This is a genomic window from Sphingobium sp. HWE2-09, from assembly GCF_035989265.1.
GTDB lineage: Bacteria > Pseudomonadota > Alphaproteobacteria > Sphingomonadales > Sphingomonadaceae > Sphingobium.
In genome coordinates, this window is sequence record NZ_JAYKZX010000003.1 from 1,772,097 (window position 1) to 1,791,350 (window position 19,254).

At 63.3% G+C, this 19,254-nt stretch carries 19 protein-coding genes; 7 read left to right on the forward strand and 12 right to left on the reverse strand.

What is annotated here, in order from left to right; genetic code table 11:
- Positions 1–125 precede the first annotated feature (125 nt).
- Complete coding sequence (locus U5A89_RS14030; RefSeq protein WP_338161692.1) at positions 126–1,043, forward strand: alpha/beta fold hydrolase; 918 nt, start codon at positions 126–128, stop codon at positions 1,041–1,043.
- On the opposite strand, the gene U5A89_RS14035 is transcribed toward U5A89_RS14030, so the two are convergent.
- Both U5A89_RS14035 and U5A89_RS14040 read right to left on the reverse strand, forming a co-directional pair.
- Positions 999–1,931 carry an NAD(P)H-dependent flavin oxidoreductase gene (locus tag U5A89_RS14035; protein ID WP_338161693.1) on the reverse strand — a complete coding sequence of 311 codons (933 nt, stop codon included), beginning with the start codon at positions 1,929–1,931 and terminating at the stop codon, positions 999–1,001. The genes U5A89_RS14030 and U5A89_RS14035 overlap by 45 nt on opposite strands.
- 285 nt (positions 1,932–2,216) lie before the next feature.
- On the reverse strand, positions 2,217–4,274 hold the full coding sequence (locus tag U5A89_RS14040) for a transglycosylase domain-containing protein (RefSeq protein WP_338161694.1): 2,058 nt from the start codon (positions 4,272–4,274) through the stop codon (positions 2,217–2,219).
- A gap of 108 nt (positions 4,275–4,382) precedes the next feature.
- Here U5A89_RS14040 and U5A89_RS14045 point away from each other — a divergent pair, with 108 nt between their 5' ends.
- Positions 4,383–4,580: a hypothetical protein gene (locus tag U5A89_RS14045; RefSeq protein ID WP_338161695.1), complete on the forward strand. Its 198-nt coding sequence runs from the start codon at positions 4,383–4,385 to the stop codon at positions 4,578–4,580.
- A gap of 29 nt (positions 4,581–4,609) precedes the next feature.
- Here the strand turns inward: U5A89_RS14045 and U5A89_RS14050 are convergent, their stop codons facing one another.
- Entirely contained in the window at positions 4,610–5,920 is a 1,311-nt protein-coding gene (locus U5A89_RS14050) for an MFS transporter (RefSeq protein ID WP_338161696.1), read from the reverse strand.
- A 132-nt stretch (positions 5,921–6,052) separates the two neighbouring features.
- Here U5A89_RS14050 and pgsA point away from each other — a divergent pair, with 132 nt between their 5' ends.
- Genes pgsA through U5A89_RS14065 form a run of 3 tightly spaced genes read left to right on the forward strand, consistent with a single transcriptional unit; the run spans position 6,053 to position 7,323 of the window.
- On the forward strand, positions 6,053–6,616 hold the full coding sequence (gene pgsA, locus U5A89_RS14055; RefSeq protein ID WP_338163059.1) for a CDP-diacylglycerol--glycerol-3-phosphate 3-phosphatidyltransferase: 564 nt from the start codon (positions 6,053–6,055) through the stop codon (positions 6,614–6,616).
- 6 nt (positions 6,617–6,622) lie between these two features.
- Entirely contained in the window at positions 6,623–6,883 is a 261-nt protein-coding gene (gene moaD / locus U5A89_RS14060; RefSeq protein ID WP_338161697.1) for a molybdopterin converting factor subunit 1, read from the forward strand.
- On the forward strand, positions 6,880–7,323 hold the full coding sequence (locus tag U5A89_RS14065; RefSeq protein ID WP_338161698.1) for a molybdenum cofactor biosynthesis protein MoaE: 444 nt from the start codon (positions 6,880–6,882) through the stop codon (positions 7,321–7,323). The genes moaD and U5A89_RS14065 overlap by 4 nt, the downstream gene beginning before the upstream one ends.
- A gap of 64 nt (positions 7,324–7,387) precedes the next feature.
- Here U5A89_RS14065 and U5A89_RS14070 read toward each other — a convergent pair whose 3' ends face one another.
- Together U5A89_RS14070 and U5A89_RS14075 are read right to left on the reverse strand one after the other, a co-directional pair.
- Positions 7,388–8,362, reverse strand: a complete 975-nt coding sequence (locus tag U5A89_RS14070) for a hydrogen peroxide-inducible genes activator (RefSeq protein ID WP_338161699.1) — start codon at positions 8,360–8,362, stop codon at positions 7,388–7,390.
- A 39-nt stretch (positions 8,363–8,401) separates the two neighbouring features.
- Complete coding sequence (locus U5A89_RS14075; RefSeq protein ID WP_338161700.1) at positions 8,402–9,175, reverse strand: sulfite exporter TauE/SafE family protein; 774 nt, start codon at positions 9,173–9,175, stop codon at positions 8,402–8,404.
- 174 nt (positions 9,176–9,349) lie between these two features.
- Here U5A89_RS14075 and epsC point away from each other — a divergent pair, with 174 nt between their 5' ends.
- Both epsC and U5A89_RS14085 read left to right on the forward strand, forming a co-directional pair.
- Positions 9,350–10,066, forward strand: a complete 717-nt coding sequence (gene epsC, locus U5A89_RS14080) for a serine O-acetyltransferase EpsC (protein WP_338161701.1) — start codon at positions 9,350–9,352, stop codon at positions 10,064–10,066.
- Positions 10,066–10,416 (forward strand): DUF2794 domain-containing protein, encoded by a 351-nt coding sequence (locus tag U5A89_RS14085; protein ID WP_338161702.1) that lies wholly within the window; start codon positions 10,066–10,068, stop codon positions 10,414–10,416. The genes epsC and U5A89_RS14085 overlap by 1 nt, the downstream gene beginning before the upstream one ends.
- 281 nt (positions 10,417–10,697) lie before the next feature.
- Here the strand turns inward: U5A89_RS14085 and lpdA are convergent, their stop codons facing one another.
- From lpdA to mdh, 7 genes are all read right to left on the reverse strand, one after another.
- Positions 10,698–12,098, reverse strand: a complete 1,401-nt coding sequence (gene lpdA, locus U5A89_RS14090) for a dihydrolipoyl dehydrogenase (RefSeq protein ID WP_338161703.1) — start codon at positions 12,096–12,098, stop codon at positions 10,698–10,700.
- A gap of 1 nt (position 12,099) precedes the next feature.
- Positions 12,100–12,492: a lysozyme inhibitor LprI family protein gene (locus U5A89_RS14095; protein WP_338161704.1), complete on the reverse strand. Its 393-nt coding sequence runs from the start codon at positions 12,490–12,492 to the stop codon at positions 12,100–12,102.
- A gap of 37 nt (positions 12,493–12,529) precedes the next feature.
- Positions 12,530–13,795, reverse strand: a complete 1,266-nt coding sequence (odhB, locus tag U5A89_RS14100) for a 2-oxoglutarate dehydrogenase complex dihydrolipoyllysine-residue succinyltransferase (RefSeq protein WP_338161705.1) — start codon at positions 13,793–13,795, stop codon at positions 12,530–12,532.
- 8 nt (positions 13,796–13,803) lie between these two features.
- Entirely contained in the window at positions 13,804–16,599 is a 2,796-nt protein-coding gene (locus tag U5A89_RS14105; protein WP_338163060.1) for a 2-oxoglutarate dehydrogenase E1 component, read from the reverse strand.
- 92 nt (positions 16,600–16,691) lie between these two features.
- Positions 16,692–17,576 (reverse strand): succinate--CoA ligase subunit alpha, encoded by an 885-nt coding sequence (gene sucD, locus U5A89_RS14110; RefSeq protein ID WP_338161706.1) that lies wholly within the window; start codon positions 17,574–17,576, stop codon positions 16,692–16,694.
- Positions 17,577–17,624: 48 nt separating this feature from the next.
- Positions 17,625–17,915, reverse strand: a complete 291-nt coding sequence (locus U5A89_RS14115) for a GIY-YIG nuclease family protein (RefSeq protein ID WP_338161707.1) — start codon at positions 17,913–17,915, stop codon at positions 17,625–17,627.
- Between the two features lie 91 nt (positions 17,916–18,006).
- Positions 18,007–18,969, reverse strand: a complete 963-nt coding sequence (gene mdh / locus U5A89_RS14120) for a malate dehydrogenase (protein WP_338161708.1) — start codon at positions 18,967–18,969, stop codon at positions 18,007–18,009.
- Positions 18,970–19,254: the final 285 nt, after the last annotated feature.

Here is a 19,254-nt window from a genome sequence, read left to right on the forward strand (position 1 = left end):
CGGGCCAGACGGACGATCATCCTGCTCTAAATATAGCAAAAGCGGCATTATCGTCGCTCTTTGCTTGCAACATCGGTGCAGTTCGCCAATGGGGTCCACATCCCATCCCAGCCTTGCAGGATCGCATGGACAGACCCACCGCACCGACGCCTACTTCGCATTTCTTCACGTCGTTGCGGACCCGGCTTCATTATCTCGACTGGGGCAACCCGTCCGCGCCGACGCTGATCCTGGTGCATGGCGGCTTCGACCATGGCCGCAGCTGGGACTGGACAGCGCGCGCGCTGTCGCGCGACTATCATGTCATCGCGCCCGATCTGCGCGGCCATGGCGACAGCGCCTGGTCGCCGGACGGCTCTTATATGATGGCCAATTTCGTTTATGATCTGGCGCAACTGGTCGACCTGCTCGACCGATCGCCGGTCACCATCGTGGGGCATTCGCTGGGTGGCGCGATCAGCCTGCGCTATGCGGGCCTGTTTCCCGACAAGCTGCGCAAGCTCGTCGCGATCGAAGGGCTGGGCCTGTCGCCCGACCGCCTGAAGGAACAGGCCGAGCAATCGACGCCCGACATCTGGCAGGACTGGATCGGATCGCGCCGCAACAGCGCCCGGCGCACGCCCCGCCGCTATCCCACGATCGAGGCCGCCATCGGCCGGATGCGCGAACGCAACGAGCATCTGACCGTCGAACAGGCGTTCCACCTCACCAGCCATGGCGTCAACCGCAACGAAGACGGCAGCTATGGCTGGAAATTCGATCCCTATCTCAAGGCCATGGCGCCCAATGCCGGGATGGATCAGGAACTGCCCGATTTCTGGAAGCGGATCACCTGCCCCACCCTGCTCTGCCTGGGTGAAGACAGTTGGGCGTCGAATCCGGCAAAGGACGGGCGCATGAACCATTTCGCCGACGCACGGATGGCGACCTTCGCCAATGCCGGCCATTGGTTGCACCACGACCAGTTCGACGCCTTCATCGCCGAACTGCGCGGCTTCCTACAGGGTGAAGCCAGCGACAGCCGCACGGTAGTCCGCCTTTAGCGTCGCTACGAAATCGGCGGTCGGCTGCACGCTGTCGATCGCGCCGATGCCCTGGCCGCATCCCCACACGTCGCGCCACGCCTTCTTGTCGCCGCCGGTCATCGACGCGAAATCCATGTCCTTGGCCTTGGGCAGGCTGTCCGGGTCCAGGCCCGACGCGACGATACTGGGGCGCAGATAATTGCCATGCACCCCGGTGAAGACGTCGGAATAGACGATGTCGGCGGCATGGCTGTCCACGATCATCTGCTTATAGGCCGGGTCGGCATTGGCCTCCGCCGTGGCGATAAAGGGCGACCCCATATAGGCCAGGTCCGCGCCCATCATGCGGGCGGCAGCGATGGCGCGTCCGGTGGCGATCGATCCCGACAGGGCGAGCGGCCCGTCGAACCAGCGGCGGATTTCCTGGATCAGCGCGAAGGGCGACAGCGTGCCAGCATGACCGCCCGCGCCCGCCGCGACGGCGATTAGCCCATCGGCGCCCTTCTCGATCGCCTTGTGTGCGAACCGGTCGTCGATGACGTCATGCAGGACGATGCCGCCATAGCTATGGATCGCCGCGTTGACATCCTCCCGCGCGCCAAGCGAGGTGATGACGATCGGTACCTTATACTGCACGCACAGCGCCAGATCCTCTTCCAGCCGCGCATTGGTGCGATGGACGATCAGGTTGACGGCGAAGGGCGCGTCGGCCTGCGTCAATTCCGCCTGCAATTGCTGCAACCATGTTTCGAACAGGCCCGACGGCCGCGCATTGAGCGATGGAAAGGAGCCGACGATCCCCGCCCGGCATTGCGCCATGACCAGCGACGGTTGCGAGATGATGAACATCGGCGACCCGATCAGCGGCAGCGACAGGCGGCCCTCCAGCAATGTCGGCAATGGCATGAACGACGTCCTTCCTCTCATTATGTCTTCTGGCGCTAACACCGCACGCTTCGCGTAAAAAGGCGAAAATTCATTGTGCCGATGGGCCTGTGGGGCCACGCTTTTCCGGCGATAGTCATAGCGCAGGAAGCCGTAGCGGCGGGGCTAATCCCCGCACATGGTTGGGAGCGAAGACGCAGGATATCGCACCCGCGGCAGGATGAAGATTTCCGCCCGCCTACCAGCAAGAGCGGACAGCCGCGTCATGCCTATGATTCGGCTTGCCAGTCCCTCAATCCCCAGACGCTATGGCCCGGTGTCCCCGCCCTCATCCGGCTGCGTCGGCGCGATCCGGGGCGGTGGCACGCCTTGCGGTGGAGCAGGTGCGCGCTGATCGACCGGCAGGCGGATCTGGTTGCCGCCGATATTCACCGTCATGCCGCCTTCGTCCACGCCCACGCCGACGTTACCGATGCCGGTTTCGACGGTCACATTGGCGATGGCGTTGACCAGGTCGGCGTCCTGCGTTTCTTCAGGCGCATCCTCGACCGGCTCGTTGATCGCCCCGCTCATGAAATTGCGCCAGATGCGCGCGGGCACGCCACCGCCCGCCGCGCCGCCGGGCAAGGGCGCATTATCGTCATTGCCGATCCACACCGCCGTCACCAGCCCGCCCGCATAGCCCACGAAGATGGCGTCGCGGCTGTCCTGCGTCGTGCCGGTCTTGCCGAAGGTGCTGGTGCGCAACGCTGCCGCGCTGCCGGTGCCGCGATTGGCGGCCGACGACAGCAGGTCGCGGATCATCTCCAGCTGATCGTCGCTGAAATGGCGCTGGCGCTGCATCAGTTTCTCGAACCAGCCCTGCTCCTCTGGTGGCAGGCCGTGCGCCAGCACCGGATAGGCGCCCGCCGCCACCGCCGCATAAGCTTCGGCCAGTTCGACCAGCGGAATTTCCGACGTGCCCAGCGCCAGGCTCAAATCCTCGGTCAGCGGCGCGGTGACGCCCAGATCGCGGGCAACCTTGATGACATTGTCGACGCCGACCTTCTGCGTCAGCCGCACCGCCGCGACATTGCTGGACGCGGCGAACGCCTGGCGCAGGGTGATGCGCCCGCGATATTTGCCGCTATGATTGGCGGGGCGATAGCTGCCGGTCGTGATCGGCGTGTCCTCGATCATATCGTCGGGCGTCATGCCTTCGCGGAAGGCGGCCAGATAGACGAACAGCTTGAAGGTCGATCCCGGCTGCCGCTTGGCCTGCACTGCGCGGTTGAAGCTGCTCTTCTCGTAATTCTTGCCGCCAACCATGGCGACGACGCTGCCGTCGGGCTTCATCGCCACCAGCGCGGCCTGCGCGCTACCCAGCGGGGCGCGCCGGATCGCCGCTTCGGCCAGCCGCTGGATACGCCAGTCGAGCGTCGTGTCGATCCGCTGCTCGCCATAGACCGCCCCGGCCCGATCGCGCGCCTGCGGCAGCACCCAATCGGCGAAATAGGTGCCGGTGGTGGCGTCGGGCGTGTCGTGCACGTTCAGCCGGGCGGGCGACAGCGCGTTGCGCTCCCCCTGGCTGATATAGCCCGCATCGACCATCGCCTGCGTCACCAGCGCGGCGCGGGTGCGCGCGCCTTTCAGGTTATTGGTGGGGGCAAGCCGCGACGGCGCCTTGAGCAATCCTGCCAGCATCGCCGCCTGCGGGATCGTCAGCCGTTCGGGCGACCGGTTGAAATAATGCAGCGCGGCGGCCCGCAGGCCATACACATTGTCGCCGAAATAGACGTTGGAGAGATATCTCTCCATGATCTGGTCCTTGGTCAGCCACGCTTCCAGCCATAGCGCAATCAGCGCCTCGCGCGCCTTGCGGCCGAAGGTGCGGTCGCTCGACAGGAACACGCCTTTCGCCAGCTGCTGGGTGATGGTGCTGCCCCCCTGCGACGCGCCATCGGACCAAAGATTATGCCAGGCCGCCCGCGCGATCCCGCGCGGATCGACACCCCAATGCGTCTGGAACCGGCGATCCTCGATCGCCATGAACGCCTGGGGCACATGGGCAGGCAGGTCCGCCATCGTCACCGGCTTGTCGATCACCGCCCCGCGCCGGGCAATCAAATGCCCGTCCGCCGACATCAGGCTGATGCTGGGTGGCGCGATGGGCTTTAACGATCGGGACAGGGGCGCGGTGACCGCCAGCCAGGCGATCAGGATCATCAGCACGGCCAGAGCCGCAGCGATCACCCATCCCGCAATTTGAAAGCGCCGACGCCATGGCGTGGGCGGCGCAAAAGCGCTGGGCGGACCGGCGCCAAATTCGCGCGGCGGCAGCGTGGCGGGATCGACAGGAGAAGGGTCGTTCATCGGTCCGCCCATACTGTATTATCCATATGATACAGTCAAGCCTGTCCCGTGGCGGGACAGCTGAAAATTCACGCCTTTGGGCAATGGTCTAAATGGTAAATTTTGCGTTAACCACCCATGATGCGAAACCGACCCCTTGTCCTCACCACCGAATCGGCCCGCCACCCTTTCCGCCAGCGGCTGCCCGCCCATGTGCTGCGCGTGATGGAGGATGCGCCCGGGCGCAAGAAGCGGATCACCGACGACGACAGCGACTGGAAGCTGTTCGGCCTCAGCTTCGCGGCCTTCTTCACGGCCTTCTACAGCTTCATCTTCTGAACGCCCGACCGCGCCAGCCTTGGCGCGGTTCAGTGGCAAATCGGGCCGTCGCACGCCTTGTGCAGCTTCCACGCCATTGCGGCGCAGGGCAGCGACAGGAAGGCGACCAGCAATAGCTGCATCACCACCGATACGCCCGCGATGCTGAGGCCAATGGCGCACAGCGACCCGATCACCATCGCGCCTGAATTGACGATATTATTGGCCGCCACCGTCCGCGCCGCTTCGCATTTCTCCACCGTCGTGGTGAGGAACGCATAGAGCGGCACGACGAACATGCCGCCGAACGTCGCCACCCCCAGCAGGCACAGCGATAGGGGAATCGCGAGCGGATGGGCCAGGAACCCGCCCAGCGAGAACATCTGCCCCTTGGGCGCGGGCATCCACAGATCGCAAACGATGTGGAACGCCACGATGCACAGGCCCATGCCGATCACCGAAGCCGGGGCATATTTGGCCGACACATGCCCATCGAGCAGCCGGTTGATCGCGACCGATCCAATCGCGATGCCGATCGAGAAAATGGCGAGGAACAGGCTGGCGACCGGCTTGTCTGCGGTCAGGACGTTCTTCACCAACGGCGGAAACTGGATGAACAGGATGGAGCCGACCGCCCAGAACAGGCTGATCGCCATGATCGCCAGAAACAGCCGACGGATATGCATCGTGCCCCGGACCAGCGCGATCGACGACCGGATGATATGGAAATCGATCGCCTGCGCCTGCAGCATCGACGGCGCGGGCGGCACTTTGCGCCCCGCGACATAGCCGATCAGCGCGGTGATGATGATGCCGACCGCCGCGACCTGCACCGGGATCACACCCGCCAAAATCGTGCCCGCCAGGATCGCGATATAGGTGCCCGCCTCGACCAGGCCGGTGCCGCCCAGCACTTCGTCATCATGCAGATGCTGCGGCAGGATCGCATATTTGATCGGACCGAAGAAGGTCGAATGGATGCCCATGGCGAACAAGGCGAGCAGCAACAGCGGAATCGCCACCGTATGGACCGCAATGTCGCTCCAGATCAGGCCCAGGCCCACCGCGCCCACGCCCATGATCAGGATTTCCGCCGCCTTCACCCAGCGGATGATCGCCGCCTTGTCCCGTTGATCGGCCAACTGCCCCGATACGGCGGACAGCAGGAAGAAGGGCAGAATGAAGATGCCGGTCGCCAGCGCGCTGAACCAGGTTTCCGACCGCTCGTCATTATACACCTGGTACACGACAAACAGCACCATCGCGTTCTTGAACAGATTGTCGTTGAACGCGCCGAGCAACTGGGTGACGAACAGCGGCAAAAAACGGCGCTTGTTCAAGAGCCTGAGAGAGGCTTGCATGGATAGGGGCGTCTTCTTTCCCGTGGGCGACCGGGGCGGGGTCTAGCGGTTGCCGGCGTCTATGTCCAATGGGTTGAGTGCCGCGACACAGCCCGGCTTGTGCGCCGCCCCGGACTGTGGCAGTTCGCGGCAATGCTGACCCTGCCCAATTTGTTGACCCTTTCGCGGATCGTGACGGTGCCGCTGCTGGTCGCCTTGCTGTGGCCGGGGGAAATGGGCGCACGCTGGACCACCGGCTATGCGCTGGCCTTCGCCCTCTACTGCCTGATGGGCGTGACCGATTATTTCGACGGCTATCTCGCCCGCGCGCAGGGCACCGTGTCGAAGCTGGGCGTGTTCCTTGATCCCATCGCCGACAAGATCATGGTCGGCGCCGTCATCCTGATGCTGGCCGCGACCCGCGATATCGCGGGCATCCATATCGCCGCCGCGATGATCATCCTGCTGCGGGAAATCGCGGTGTCGGGCCTGCGTGAATTTCTGGCCGGGATACAGGTATCGATGCCGGTATCGCGCCTGGCGAAATGGAAGACGACCTTTCAGATCATCGCGCTGGGCGCGCTGATCCTGGCAGGCGCAGTGCCGCATCTGGCCTTCGTCCAGACGGTTGGCATCTGGACGCTATGGGCCGCGGCGATCCTGACGCTGGTAACGGGCTGGGATTATTTGCGCGTCGGCGTCAGGCATATGGACTGACCGGCAATGGCGGCCCTGACCATCGTCTATTTCGCCTGGGTGCGCGAAGCCGTGGGCCATGACGAAGAGCAAGTGGATCGCCCTGCCCCCGGCACCACCATCGCCGATCTGGTGGCCGCCCTGGCCGCCCGCGGCGGCGGCTATGCGCAGGCGCTGGGCGATCCAACCCGGCTGCGCGCGGCGATCGACCAGCGTTTCGTACCCTTGGACAGCATGATCGGCGACGCGCGCGAGCTCGCCCTCTTCCCGCCCGTGACCGGCGGATGAAGCGCGTATCGATCCAGTCTGCGGATTTCGACGTCGGCGCTGAACTCGCCGCGCTGGAAGCGCTGGGCGGCGGCGGCGTCGCCAGCTTCACCGGCGTGGTGCGGGGCGAGGACGGCCTGATCGCGCTGGAACTGGAACATTATCCGGCGATGACGCAGGCGCAGGTAGAGCGGATCGTGGCGGAAGCGCTAAGTCGCTGGCCCCTGCTGGGCGTCAGCGTCATCCACCGCTTCGGGCGGCTGGAACCGGGCGCGCGCATCGTCTTCGTCGGTACCGCCTCGCGCCATCGCGCCGCTGCGTTGGAAAGCTGCGCCTTCCTGATCGACTGGATGAAGTCCGACGCACCCTTCTGGAAAAAAGCGCATTATGGCGATGGCGCCACCCAATGGGTGGAAGCGCGCACCGAAGACGAAGCCAAGGCGCAGAGCTGGCGCGCATAAACCCAAGTTATCGCCCTTGGATGCGTGTTCCCGCGCAGGCGGGAACCCAGTCCCCCCGTTTCAACTAACGCCCCGCCCCTTGCGGCAAACCCCCGGCACTCACTAAGCCGCTTCCGGCAACCGGCAACCGGCAACTCAACGCCGCGGCATCGCGCAATATGCCCGCCAACATATGAAATTCCTTCTCGCGCGGGCTGTTCTTGCGCCACACCAGCGCGATGTCGCGCCAGGCGCGTTCGGACTGCAACGGCCGCGCCACGATCCGCGTATGCTCCAATATCCCGCCCGCGATCGCCATTTCCGGGATCATCGTCATGCCCAGGCCATTGTCGACCATCTGGATCAGCGTGTGCAGCGACGTGCCCATCATCGTCGCGCTGGCGCGCAGATCCGGGCGGTTGCAGGCGGCCAGCGCATGGTCCTTCAGACAGTGGCCGTCCTCCAGCAGCAACAGCTTGCTTTCATCGATCATGTCCGGCCCGATCCATTCGGGCGGATCACGCGGCTCGTCATGCGGAAAGGCGATGTAGAGCCGGTCCTGGAACAATATCTCGCTGTCCAACTCCCCCATGGCGAAGGGCAGCGCCATCAGCACGCAATCGACATTGCCGTGCCGCAGCGATTCGATCGCAGCCTGCGTCACTTCCTCGCGCAGATAGAGTTTGAGTTCCGGGCGGTCGGCGCGCAGCCGGGGCAACAGCCGCGGCAGCAGGAAGGGCGCGATGGTGGGGATCACGCTCATCCGCAATTCGCCGGTCAATGGCTTGCCCGACGCTTCAGCGATCGCGGCCAGTTCCTCCGCCTCGCGCAGCACGCGATGCGCCTTGTCCACGATACGATCGCCCAAAGCGGTGAAGCGGACCACCCGCCGCGTGCGCTCCACCAGCGTGATGCCGATCAGCGACTCCAGTTCGCGTATGCCCGCCGACAGGGTCGATTGAGTCACGAAACAACTGTCGGCCGCCTTGCCGAAATGCCCCTGCTCCTTGAGCGCCACCAGATATTGCAGCTGCTTCAACGTAGGCAGATAACTGGACATTCATCGGCTTCCTCGATCAGAAAGCCGAATATAAGCAGCTCAACCGATAAATCCAAGATATCGGCCGATGCCATAGAGCGACGTGATGGTCAGGATCACGCCCACGGCCGAAAAAAGGATGCGCGGCGCGATCCGGCGTGCCAGCATCGCCCCGAACGGCGCGGCGATCACGCCGCCGATCAGCAGGCCCAGCGTGTAGGTGGTGAAGGCTTCCCAGCCCAGATGGATGAGGAAGGTCAGGCTGATCGACAGGGTCAGGATGAATTCGACAGTATTGACCGTCCCGATCGTATGGCGCGGGCTGGACCCTTGCAGCAACAGGTTCGACGTCACGATCGGCCCCCAGCCGCCGCCGCCGCTGGCATCCATGAAGCCGCCGATCAGGCCCAGCGGCCCGACCCATTTGGGATCGCGCGGCTTGGGCGGCAGGTGAAAGCCGCGCCAGATCAGATAGAAACCGATCGACGCCAGATAGGCCAGGACGAAGGGCTTGATCACCGCCCCATCGATGTTCGACAGGAAATAGGCGCCGCTGACCCCGCCGATGACGCCGGGGATGATGAGGCGCGCGAATAGCCTCCAATCGACATTGCGATGCAGGATATGGCTGATCGCCGACACGCCGGTGGTGAAGGTTTCGGCGACATGCACGCTGGCCGACGCACGGCTAGGCGGCACGCCCAGCGTGAGCAGCAGCGTGCTGGATATGACGCCATAGGCCATGCCCAGCGCACCATCAATGATCTGCGCACCAAAGCCGACCAGGATAAACGGCAGGATTTCGCCGAAATTGGCGATTAACATGTCGATCATCCGTCACCCTTCATCGAATTGTCTATCGCCATGATTGGAATATATCCTCCGGCCAAGCAAGTTTCTGTTTACGCCCACGAAGCCCTTATTATTGCACAGTCTGGAAAATTCGCCCTGTTTCGCTTATATGACGCGACAGGCAATATATTGGCAGAAGTGATCAGGGACGTCTGGATGGTGCGCAGCCTCATTTCCTATCTGGATTCGATCAAGTCCCGCGACCCCGCGCCCCGGTCCCGCGCGGAAATCCTGCTTTACCCCGGCGTCTGGTCGCTGGCCTTTCATCGCATCGCCCATCGCCTCTATCGCGCCGACCTGTTTTTCCTGGCGCGCGCGGTCAATCACCTGTCGCGCTTCCTGACCGGCAACGACATCCATCCCGGCGCGAAGATCGGCAGGCATTTCTTCATCGACCATGGCTTTACCGTGATAGGCGAGACGGCCGAGATCGGCGACGACGTCACGCTGTACCAGAATGTCACGCTGGGCGGCACCGATCCTGCCAACGGCATCGCGGGCAAGCGGCACCCGACCCTGGAAAACGGCGTCATCGTAGGGTCGGGCGCGCAGGTGCTGGGACCGATCACCGTGGGCGCCCGCGCGCGCGTAGGGGCCAATGCCGTGGTGACCAAGAATGTGGCCGAAGGCGCGACCATGGTCGGCATCCCCGCCCGCGCGATGCTGGTGGATGTCACCGCCTATCAGCGTGACTTCATGCCCTATGGCACGCCCTGTTCGGATTGCCCCGACCCGGAAAAGCAGAAACTGGAAGCGCTCCAGTGCGAGGTCGAGCAGTTGCAGAAGCGGATTGCGGCGCTGATGGCCGAACCGCCTGCGGTTGTGGTGCCCGGCGAAGATGTGCCCTTGTTCAAGGAACGTGGCCGGGCCTGATGACGAACGTAACGCCGTTTCCCCATCCAGGAACCGGACCGAAAGGGGCGCAGGTCGGGTTCGAGCGGCTGGAATTGCAGCGGATCATGGACCTGTACGGCCGCATGGTGTCGGCGGGCCATTGGCGCGACTATGCCATGGACATGGGACAGGACGCCGCCATCTTCAGCGCTTTCCGCCGCTCCGCCGAACGCCCCGAATATCGGATAGAAAAACGCCCCGCCCTGCGCCATCGCCAGGGCATGTGGGCGCTGGTCGGCGAAGGCGGCCAGATCCTGAAGCGCGGCCAGGATCTGCAAGGCGTCCTCGCCCCCGTCGAACGCAAGCTGCTGCGGATCGTGGAAGATTAGCGAACAGGGACTTTAGGTCCATCTAATATCAAGCCGCATTGACCAGAATTTATGACACGTTCCCCGGCGAAAGCCGGGGTCCAGTTCTAAGCTCTGGACTGGACCCCGGCGTTCGCCAGGGAACGCCATTAACGTTCCGATGCGCTACGATCATCGCGCTTTGACACAACGTCATCAATGCTTAGCGAACAGGCGCAATTCGTGACCCCCGCCCCCCTCCAAAAAGAAAAGGCCCCCGCAACGCGGAGGCCTCGCCTTCTATCGCTTGATCGCAAAACCGATCACATATGGATCGGCTTGCCCGTCACGGCCATAGCCGCTTCCTTGACCGCTTCGCTATGCGTCGGGTGCGCGTGGCAGGTATAGGCGATGTCCTCGCTCGATGCGCCGAATTCCATCGCCTGCGCGGCCTGCGCGATCATCGTGCCGGCGGGCACCGCAATGATCCACACGCCCAGCACTTTGTCGGTGTCGGCGTCGGCGATGATCTTCACGAAACCGTCCGGCTCGTGATTGGTTTTGGCGCGGCTGTTCGCCATCATCGGGAATTTGCCGACCTTGATCGCGCCCTTTTCCTTGGCTTGCTCTTCGGTCAGGCCCACGCCCGCGATTTCGGGCTTGGTATAGACGACCGACGGGATGACCGCGTGATTCACGATGCCGGTCAGGCCTGCGATATTCTCTGCGACCGCGATGCCTTCGTCTTCCGCCTTGTGCGCCAGCATCGGGCCGGGGATGACATCGCCGATCGCCCACACGCCGGGCACCTTCGTGCCGAATTCATGGTCGGTTTCGATCTGGCCGCGCTGGTTCAGTTCCAGCCCGATCTTGTCGAGGCCCAGGCCTTCGGTATTGGGGCGACGGCCGATCGACACGAGCACCACATCGGCCTCGATCTTTTCCGCGTCGCCACCGGCGGCCGGTTCGACGGTCAGGGTCACGCCCTTCTTGCCGACTTCCGCGCCCGTCACCTTGGTGCCCAGGCGATATTCGAAGCCCTGCTTCTTGAAAATCTTGTTGGCTTCCTTGCGGACTTCGCCGTCCATGCCAGGCAGGATTTGGTCGAGATATTCGACCACGGTGACCTTTGCGCCCAGGCGCTTCCACACGCTGCCCAGTTCCAGGCCGATGACCCCGCCGCCAACGACGACCAGGTGGCCAGGCACCTTGTCCAGTTCCAGCGCGCCCGTCGAATCGACGATCTTGCCGCCCGCATTATCGACTGCGACGCCGGGCAGCGGCGCAACCGACGATCCGGTCGCGATGACGATATTCTTCGCCGTCACCTTTTCGCCGTTCACCTCGACGCTGTTCGCGCCGGTGAAGCTGGCGCGACCTTTCAGCCAGGTGACCTTGTTCTTCTTGAACAGAAACTCGATGCCGCCGGTCAGACCCTTGACCGCGTCGATGCGCTGGCCCTGCATGGTGGACAGGTCCAGGCTCATCTTGTCGATCTTGACGCCCAGCTTGGCGAGCGTGCCGTTGGCCGCTTCGTCGAACAGTTCGGACGCGTGCAGCATCGCCTTGGACGGGATACAGCCGACATTAAGGCACGTGCCGCCCAGCGTTTCACGGCTTTCGGCACAGGCGGTCTTAAGGCCCAGCTGCGCCGCACGGATCGCAGCGACATAGCCACCGGGACCCGAACCGATCACCAGAACGTCATAATCGAAGTCACTCATTTCACGATTCTCCCACGCGGCCCAGCTTCGTCAGATTGCAGCCAGTGCCACGGCATTCCGCCAGACGGTCGGAAAGAAATTGGATACGGCCACGCGTCGTGCTGAGCGCGCAGTCGATATTGACGGCGTTCGAATTGCCTTCGCTGCGATAGCATTGCTGGTCGCGCTGCGCGATCCAGCCACGCTGGCCATCGCGCAAGACCTGCTTCTGCGCCGGATTCAACAGCTTCATCAGCGCCACATAATTATCGTTCAGCTGACGATCCAGGTCCATATAGACCTTGGCGAAGCAATAGACATTGTCGAAGCCGTTCCGGGGCGCATCGCAATTGGCGGCATAGGCGGAGGCGGGCAGCAGAAACGCAATCGCAACGGCAATTCCAAATTTTCTCATTCCGTCCTCCATCCTATGCCAGGCTATATCACTGTTATTACAGATCGATCAGCAGACGGGTAGGATCTTCGATCGCATTCTTGACTGCGACCAGGAAGGTCACCGCCTCGCGACCATCGACCATGCGATGATCGTAGCTGAGCGCCAGATACATCATCGGACGCGCCACGATCTGGCCGTTACGGACGACCGGACGCTCCTCGATACGGTGCAGGCCCAGGACCGCCGACTGGGGCGGGTTGATGATCGGGCTGGACAGCAACGATCCGAACACGCCGCCGTTGGAGATGGTGAAGGTGCCGCCCTTCATATCTTCCATCGTCAGCTTGCCTTCCTTGGCCTTCTTGCCAAAGCCGCCGATCGTCTTTTCGATGTCCGCAACGCTCAGCGCTTCGGCATTGCGGATGACCGGCACGACCAGACCGGTCGGGGCCGATACCGCGACCGAGATGTCGCAGAAGTCGTTATAGACGATCTCGTCGCCTTCGATCTGCGCGTTGACGCCCGGAATGTCGCGCAGCGCCATGCAGACGGCCTTCGTGAAGAAGCCCATGAAGCCCAGACGGACGCCATGCTTCTTCTCGAACAGATCCTTATATTTCGCGCGCGCCTCGATGATGTTGGTCATGTCGACGTCGTTATAGGTCGTCAGCAGCGCGGCGGTGTTCTGCGCTTCCTTCAGACGCTTGGCGACCGTCTGGCGCAGGCGAGTCATCTTGACGCGTTCCTGCTTGCGGCTTGGGCCAGCGGCAGGCGCATCCTCGGCGGCAGGCGCGGCGGCAGCCGCACCGGCGGCAGCCTTGGCCGTACCGGCAGCTGCAGCGGCGGTCACGTCGTCCTTGGTCAGGCGGCCATCCTTGCCGGTGCCCTTGATCTTGCTCGGGTCCAGGCCATGTTCCAGCACCAGGCGGCGGACCGCAGGCGACAGGGTCAGGTTGCCACCCTCGTCATCGTCCGATGCGGCAGGCGCGGGCGTGGAAGCGGCGGGCGCAGGCGCAGCCGCTTCGGCCTTGGCCGCAGGCGCAGCAGCAGCGGGAGCCGGAGCGGGCGACGCGGCGGCCGAACCACCTTCGTTCACATAAGCCAGCAGCGCGCCGACCTCGACCGTGTCGCCTTCCTTGGCGATGATGTCGCCCATGACGCCGGCGACGGTCGACGGCACATCGACCGCGACCTTGTCGGTTTCAAGGCTGACGATCGGCTCGTCGACCTTGACGGCCTCACCCGGCTTCTTGAGCCACTGGCCCACGGTTGCTTCGGTAACGGATTTGCCCAGTGTCGGGACTTTGACTTCGGTAGCCATGAGCTTGATCAGCCTTTCTTCTGGCGACGGATTTCTTCACGGACGCTGTGACCCAGCGCATCGGCGACGAGGGCGCCCTGTTCGGACACATGACGCGACGCCAGACCCGTAGCGGGCGAGGCGGACGCCTTGCGACCGGCATAGCGGGCGCGCTTCGGCGCCTTGCCAGCCTTTGCCAGGGCTTCTTCGATATAGGGTTCGACAAAGAACCACGCGCCATTGTTGCGCGGTTCTTCCTGACACCAGACGACGTCGTCCAGATCGGTCATGCGCGCGATGCGATCGGCCAGGGCGTCGGTCGCGAACGGGTAGATCTGTTCCATGCGGACGATCTGCACGTCGCTGTCGCCAGCCGCGTCGCGGGCGTCCATCAGGTCGTAGAACACCTTGCCCGAACACAGGATCAGGCGCTTGGTTTCCTTGTCCGCGGCCCCATTGGGGTCCGACAGGATGCGCTTGAACTGGGTTTCGCCCAGGAAATCCTCGGCCTTGCTGACCGCACTCTTGTGCCGCAGCAGCGACTTGGGCGCCATGATGATCAGCGGCTTGCGGAAGGGCCGCAACATCTGGCGACGCAGCGCATGGAAATAATTGGCCGGGGTCGTGATGTTGGCGACCTGGATATTGCCTTCCGCGCACAGTTGCAGGAAGCGTTCCAGACGGGCCGAACTATGCTCCGGACCCTGCCCCTCATAGCCGTGCGGCAACAGGCAGACGAGGCCGTTGGAGCGCAGCCACTTGGTTTCGGACGAAGCGATATACTGGTCGAAGATGATCTGCGCGCCGTTGGCGAAATCGCCGAATTGCGCTTCCCAGATCACCAGGCTCTTGGGGTCCGCCAGGGCATAGCCATATTCGAAGCCCAGCACGCCATATTCCGACAGCGGGCTGTCGAGAACTTCCAGACGGCCATGCGGCACGGTGGACAGCGGGATATATTTATTCTCGCTGTCCTGATCGGTCCACACGGCATGACGCTGGCTGAACGTGCCGCGACCGGAGTCCTGACCCGACAGGCGCACGCCATAGCCTTCCGACAGGAGCGAGCCGAAGGCCAAAGCTTCCCCGGTCGCCCAGTCGAAATTCTCGCCGGACTTGAACATCTCGGCCTTGGCGTCCAGCACGCGCCTCAGCGTCTTGTGGACGTTCAGCCCTTCGGGAACGGTGGTCAGCGTCTTGCCCAGGCTGTCGAACAGCTTGGTGCTGATCGCGGACTCTACGCTTTGGCGCGCCGTCTCGTAATCGGCGGGCTTGTGCAGGCCGGACCAGCGACCGGCGAACCAGTCGGCCTTGTTCGACTTGTAGCTCTTCGACGCTTCGAACTCGTCTTCCAGATGGGCGACGAAACCGTCGGTCGATTCGGCGATGAAGGCATCGTCCACGACGCCTTCGGCCTTCAGGCGCGCCGCATAGACGTCGCTGACCGGCGGATGCTGGCGGATTTCCTTGTACATCAGCGGCTGGGTAAAGCCCGGCTCGTCGCCTTCATTATGACCGAAGCGGCGATAACACCACATGTCGATCACGATGTCGCGATGGAACTCCTGGCGATATTCCATCGCGAGCTTGCACGCGAAGGTCACGGCTTCGGGATCGTCGCCATTGACGTGCAGGATCGGCGCCTGGACGCCCTTCGCCACGTCGGAAGGATAGGGCGAGCCGCGCGAGAATTGCGGGCTGGTGGTAAAGCCGATCTGATTGTTGATGATGAAATGGACGCAGCCGCCGGTATTGTAGCCATGGACGCCCGAGAAGCCGAGGCATTCCCAGACGATGCCCTGCCCCGCAAACGCCGCGTCGCCATGGATCAGCACGGGCAATACCTGCTCATGCTTGCCCAGATCGTCGCGGAAGGTCTGCTGCGCGCGCACCTTGCCCAGCACCACCGGATCGACGGTTTCAAGGTGCGACGGGTTGGGGACCAGCGACATGTGGACCTTGACGCCGTCGAACTCACGGTCGGTCGAGGTGCCCAGATGATATTTCACGTCGCCCGAACCGCCGACATCTTCGGGATTGGCGGTGCCGCCCGAAAATTCGTGGAAGATGACGCGGAAGCCCTTGGCCATCACATTGGCGAGCACGTTCAGGCGGCCGCGATGGGCCATGCCGAACACGATTTCGCGCACGCCCGACTGGCCGCCATATTTGATGACCGCTTCCAGCGCGGGGATCATGGACTCGCCACCGTCCAGGCCGAAACGCTTGGTGCCGACATATTTGCGGCCCAGGAACTTTTCATATTGCTCGCCCTGGATGACCTTGGCCAGGATCGCCTTCTTGCCCTCGGGCGTGAAGATGATTTCCTTGTCCTTGCCTTCCAGACGCTCCTGCAGGAAGCGGCGCTCCTCCACGTCGGCGATGTGCATATATTCCAGGCCGACATGGCCGCAATAATTGGCGCGCAGGATCGCGACGATCTCCGCCACGGTGGCATATTGCAGGCCCAGCGTGCCGCCCAGATAGATCTTCTTGGCCGGGTCGGTGAGGCCATGATATTCGGGCGTGAGGTCGGCTGGCAGGTCACGCTTCGCCAGGCCCAGCGGATCGAGATCAGCGGCCAGATGCCCGCGCACGCGATAGGTGCGGATCAGCATCTGCGCGCGGATGGCGTCGTCTGCGGCGGCGACGGCATCGCTGTCCGACACGGCCTTGCCCGCTGACTTGGCCGCGGCCTTCACGGCGACCTGCATCTGCGTGGGGTCCATCGCCCCGGTCAGATCGTCGGTGTCGCTCAGCGGCCAGTTGTCGCGCTGCCAGCTAGGGCCGCGCTCTGTCTCGAATTCCTGGTTCTCGTAACCCATCATCTTGTCCATGTCCCAGCCGCGTGCAGTCGCGGAGCGGGAAAATCAGCGGCCGGGGTGCAGCCCGGCCGCCCGTATATGTAGGAGTTATTTTACCCCTTCAAGACCTCGACCAAAGTCGAACCCAGTTCGGACGGGCTGGCGGCAACCTTGATGCCGGCCGCTTCCATCGCCGCGATCTTGCTTTCCGCGTCGCCCTTGCCGCCCGACACGATCGCGCCGGCATGGCCCATGCGACGACCCGGAGGCGCCGTGCGACCGGCGATGAAGCCGGCCATCGGCTTCTTGCGGCCCTTCTTGGCCTCGTCGATCAGGAACTGGGCGGCCTGTTCTTCCGCGTCGCCGCCGATTTCACCGATCATGATGATCGATTCGGTGGCGTCGTCGGCTAGGAACAGTTCCAGCACATCGATGAAGTTGGTGCCGTTGACCGGATCGCCGCCGATGCCGACCGCGGTGGTCTGGCCCAGGCCTGCATTGGTGGTCTGGAACACGGCTTCATAGGTCAGCGTGCCCGAGCGCGACACGACGCCGACGCTGCCCTTGGAGAAGATAGAACCGGGCATGATGCCGATCTTGCATTCGCCGGGCGTCAGGACGCCGGGGCAGTTCGGGCCGATCAGGCGCGACTTGCTGCCCGACAGGGCGCGCTTCACGCGGACCATGTCCAGGACGGGGATGCCTTCGGTGATCGCGACGATCAGCGGGATTTCCGCGTCGATCGCTTCCAGGATCGAATCGGCCGCGAATGGCGGCGGCACGTAGATGACCGACGCATCAGCGCCGGTCTTGCTCTTGGCTTCCGCGACCGTGTCGAACATGGGCAGGCCGATATGGGTCTGGCCGCCCTTGCCCGGCGTCACGCCGCCGACCATCTGGCTACCATAGGCCAGCGCCTGTTCGGTATGGAAGGTGCCGGTGGCACCGGTCATGCCTTGCGTGATGACCTTGGTGTTCTTGTTAATGAGGATCGACATATATCTTCCGGTCCTTTGCGTTCCCCGGCGAAGGCCGGGGTCCAGTGGCTACATCAGCGACAAGTAGAGGTCGTCCCATTGTGGATTGACCGCTTCGATTTCTCGAAGTTTCCAGGCCCGTCGCCACTCTTTCATCTGCAATTCCCGACGCCTGGCTTCATCCAGATCGTCAAAGGCCTGAAACCAGACCAGATATTTGCATCCATATTTCTTGGTGAACCCGTCGATCAACCCGTTTCGATGCTGATAGACCCGCTGCACCAGATCGCTGGTTACGCCGATATACAAGGTGCCGTTGCGTTGGCTGGCCATGATATAAACGTAACCGGCTTTGTTCATCCAGCCTCCTGTTCCCCGGCGAAGGCCGGGGTCCAGTTTGGACCGCAGGACTGGACCCCGGCCTTCGCCGGGGAACAGTCATATGTCGGCCTCACGCCAGCGAAGGATCGATGCCCTTGCACGCTTCCAGCAGCTCCTTCACCGCGTCGACCGACACCTGCAGGTTGGCCTTGGCTTCGTCGTTCAGCGCGATCTCGATGATCTGCTCGACGCCATCCTTGCCGATGATGACCGGCACGCCGACATAAAGATTGTCGACGCCATATTGGCCGGTCAGGTTGGCGGCGCAGGGCAGCAGGCGCTTCTTGTCGCCCAGATAGGCTTCGGCCATGGCGATCGCGCTGGTGGCGGGCGCATAGAAGGCCGAACCGGTCTTGAGCAGCGCGACGATCTCGCCGCCGCCCGAACGGGTGCGCGCGACGATGGCGTCGATGCGCTCCTGCGTGGAACGGCCCTGCTTGATGAGGTCCGGGACGGGGATGCCCGCGACGGTCGAATATTCGATGACCGGGACCATCGTGTCGCCATGACCGCCCAGGACGAAGCTGGTGACGTCCTTGGCCGACACGTCGAATTCTTCCGCCAGGAAATGGTTGAAGCGCGAGCTGTCCAGCACGCCCGCCATACCGACGACCTTGTTGTGCGGCAGGCCCGAAAATTCGCGCAGCGCCCACACCATCGCGTCCAGCGGGTTGGTGATGCAGATGACGAACGCGTCGGGCGCATTGGCGGCAATGCCCTCGCCCACGGCCTTCATGACCTTGAGGTTGATGCCCAGCAGGTCGTCGCGGCTCATGCCCGGCTTGCGCGCGACACCGGCGGTGACGATGATGACGTCCGCGCCAGCGATGTCGGCATAGTCGTTCGAACCGCTGATCTTGGCGTCGAACCCTTCGACCGATGCGCACTGCGACAGGTCGAGCGCCTTGCCCTGGGGTACGCCTTCTGCAACGTCGAACAGGACGATGTCGCCCAGTCCCTTGATCGCCGCCAGGTGCGCCAATGTGCCGCCAATATTGCCAGCGCCAATCAGCGCAATCTTCTTACGGGCCATATGCAATCATCCTCCAAGTCATGACTACTGGAATTGCTGGTCCGCCTACGCCCTTCGGACGGGGGTTTCAACCTGCCAAAAGCCCCAAGTCCAAATTATCTTTGCAATTCATTCGCAATTGCATTACCGCAAGTTCACAGCCTGTCGCTCTGGACTCCTACCCTGGTCCAGCAGCCTTCCCTGCAGCGCTATCCTGCCGGGTGCCGTCTCTCATGACGGCACCCGGCCTGTTTCCCAGCTTAAGATTGCGTCCTGATGAACGACGGCCGCGCCATCGGACGGGCG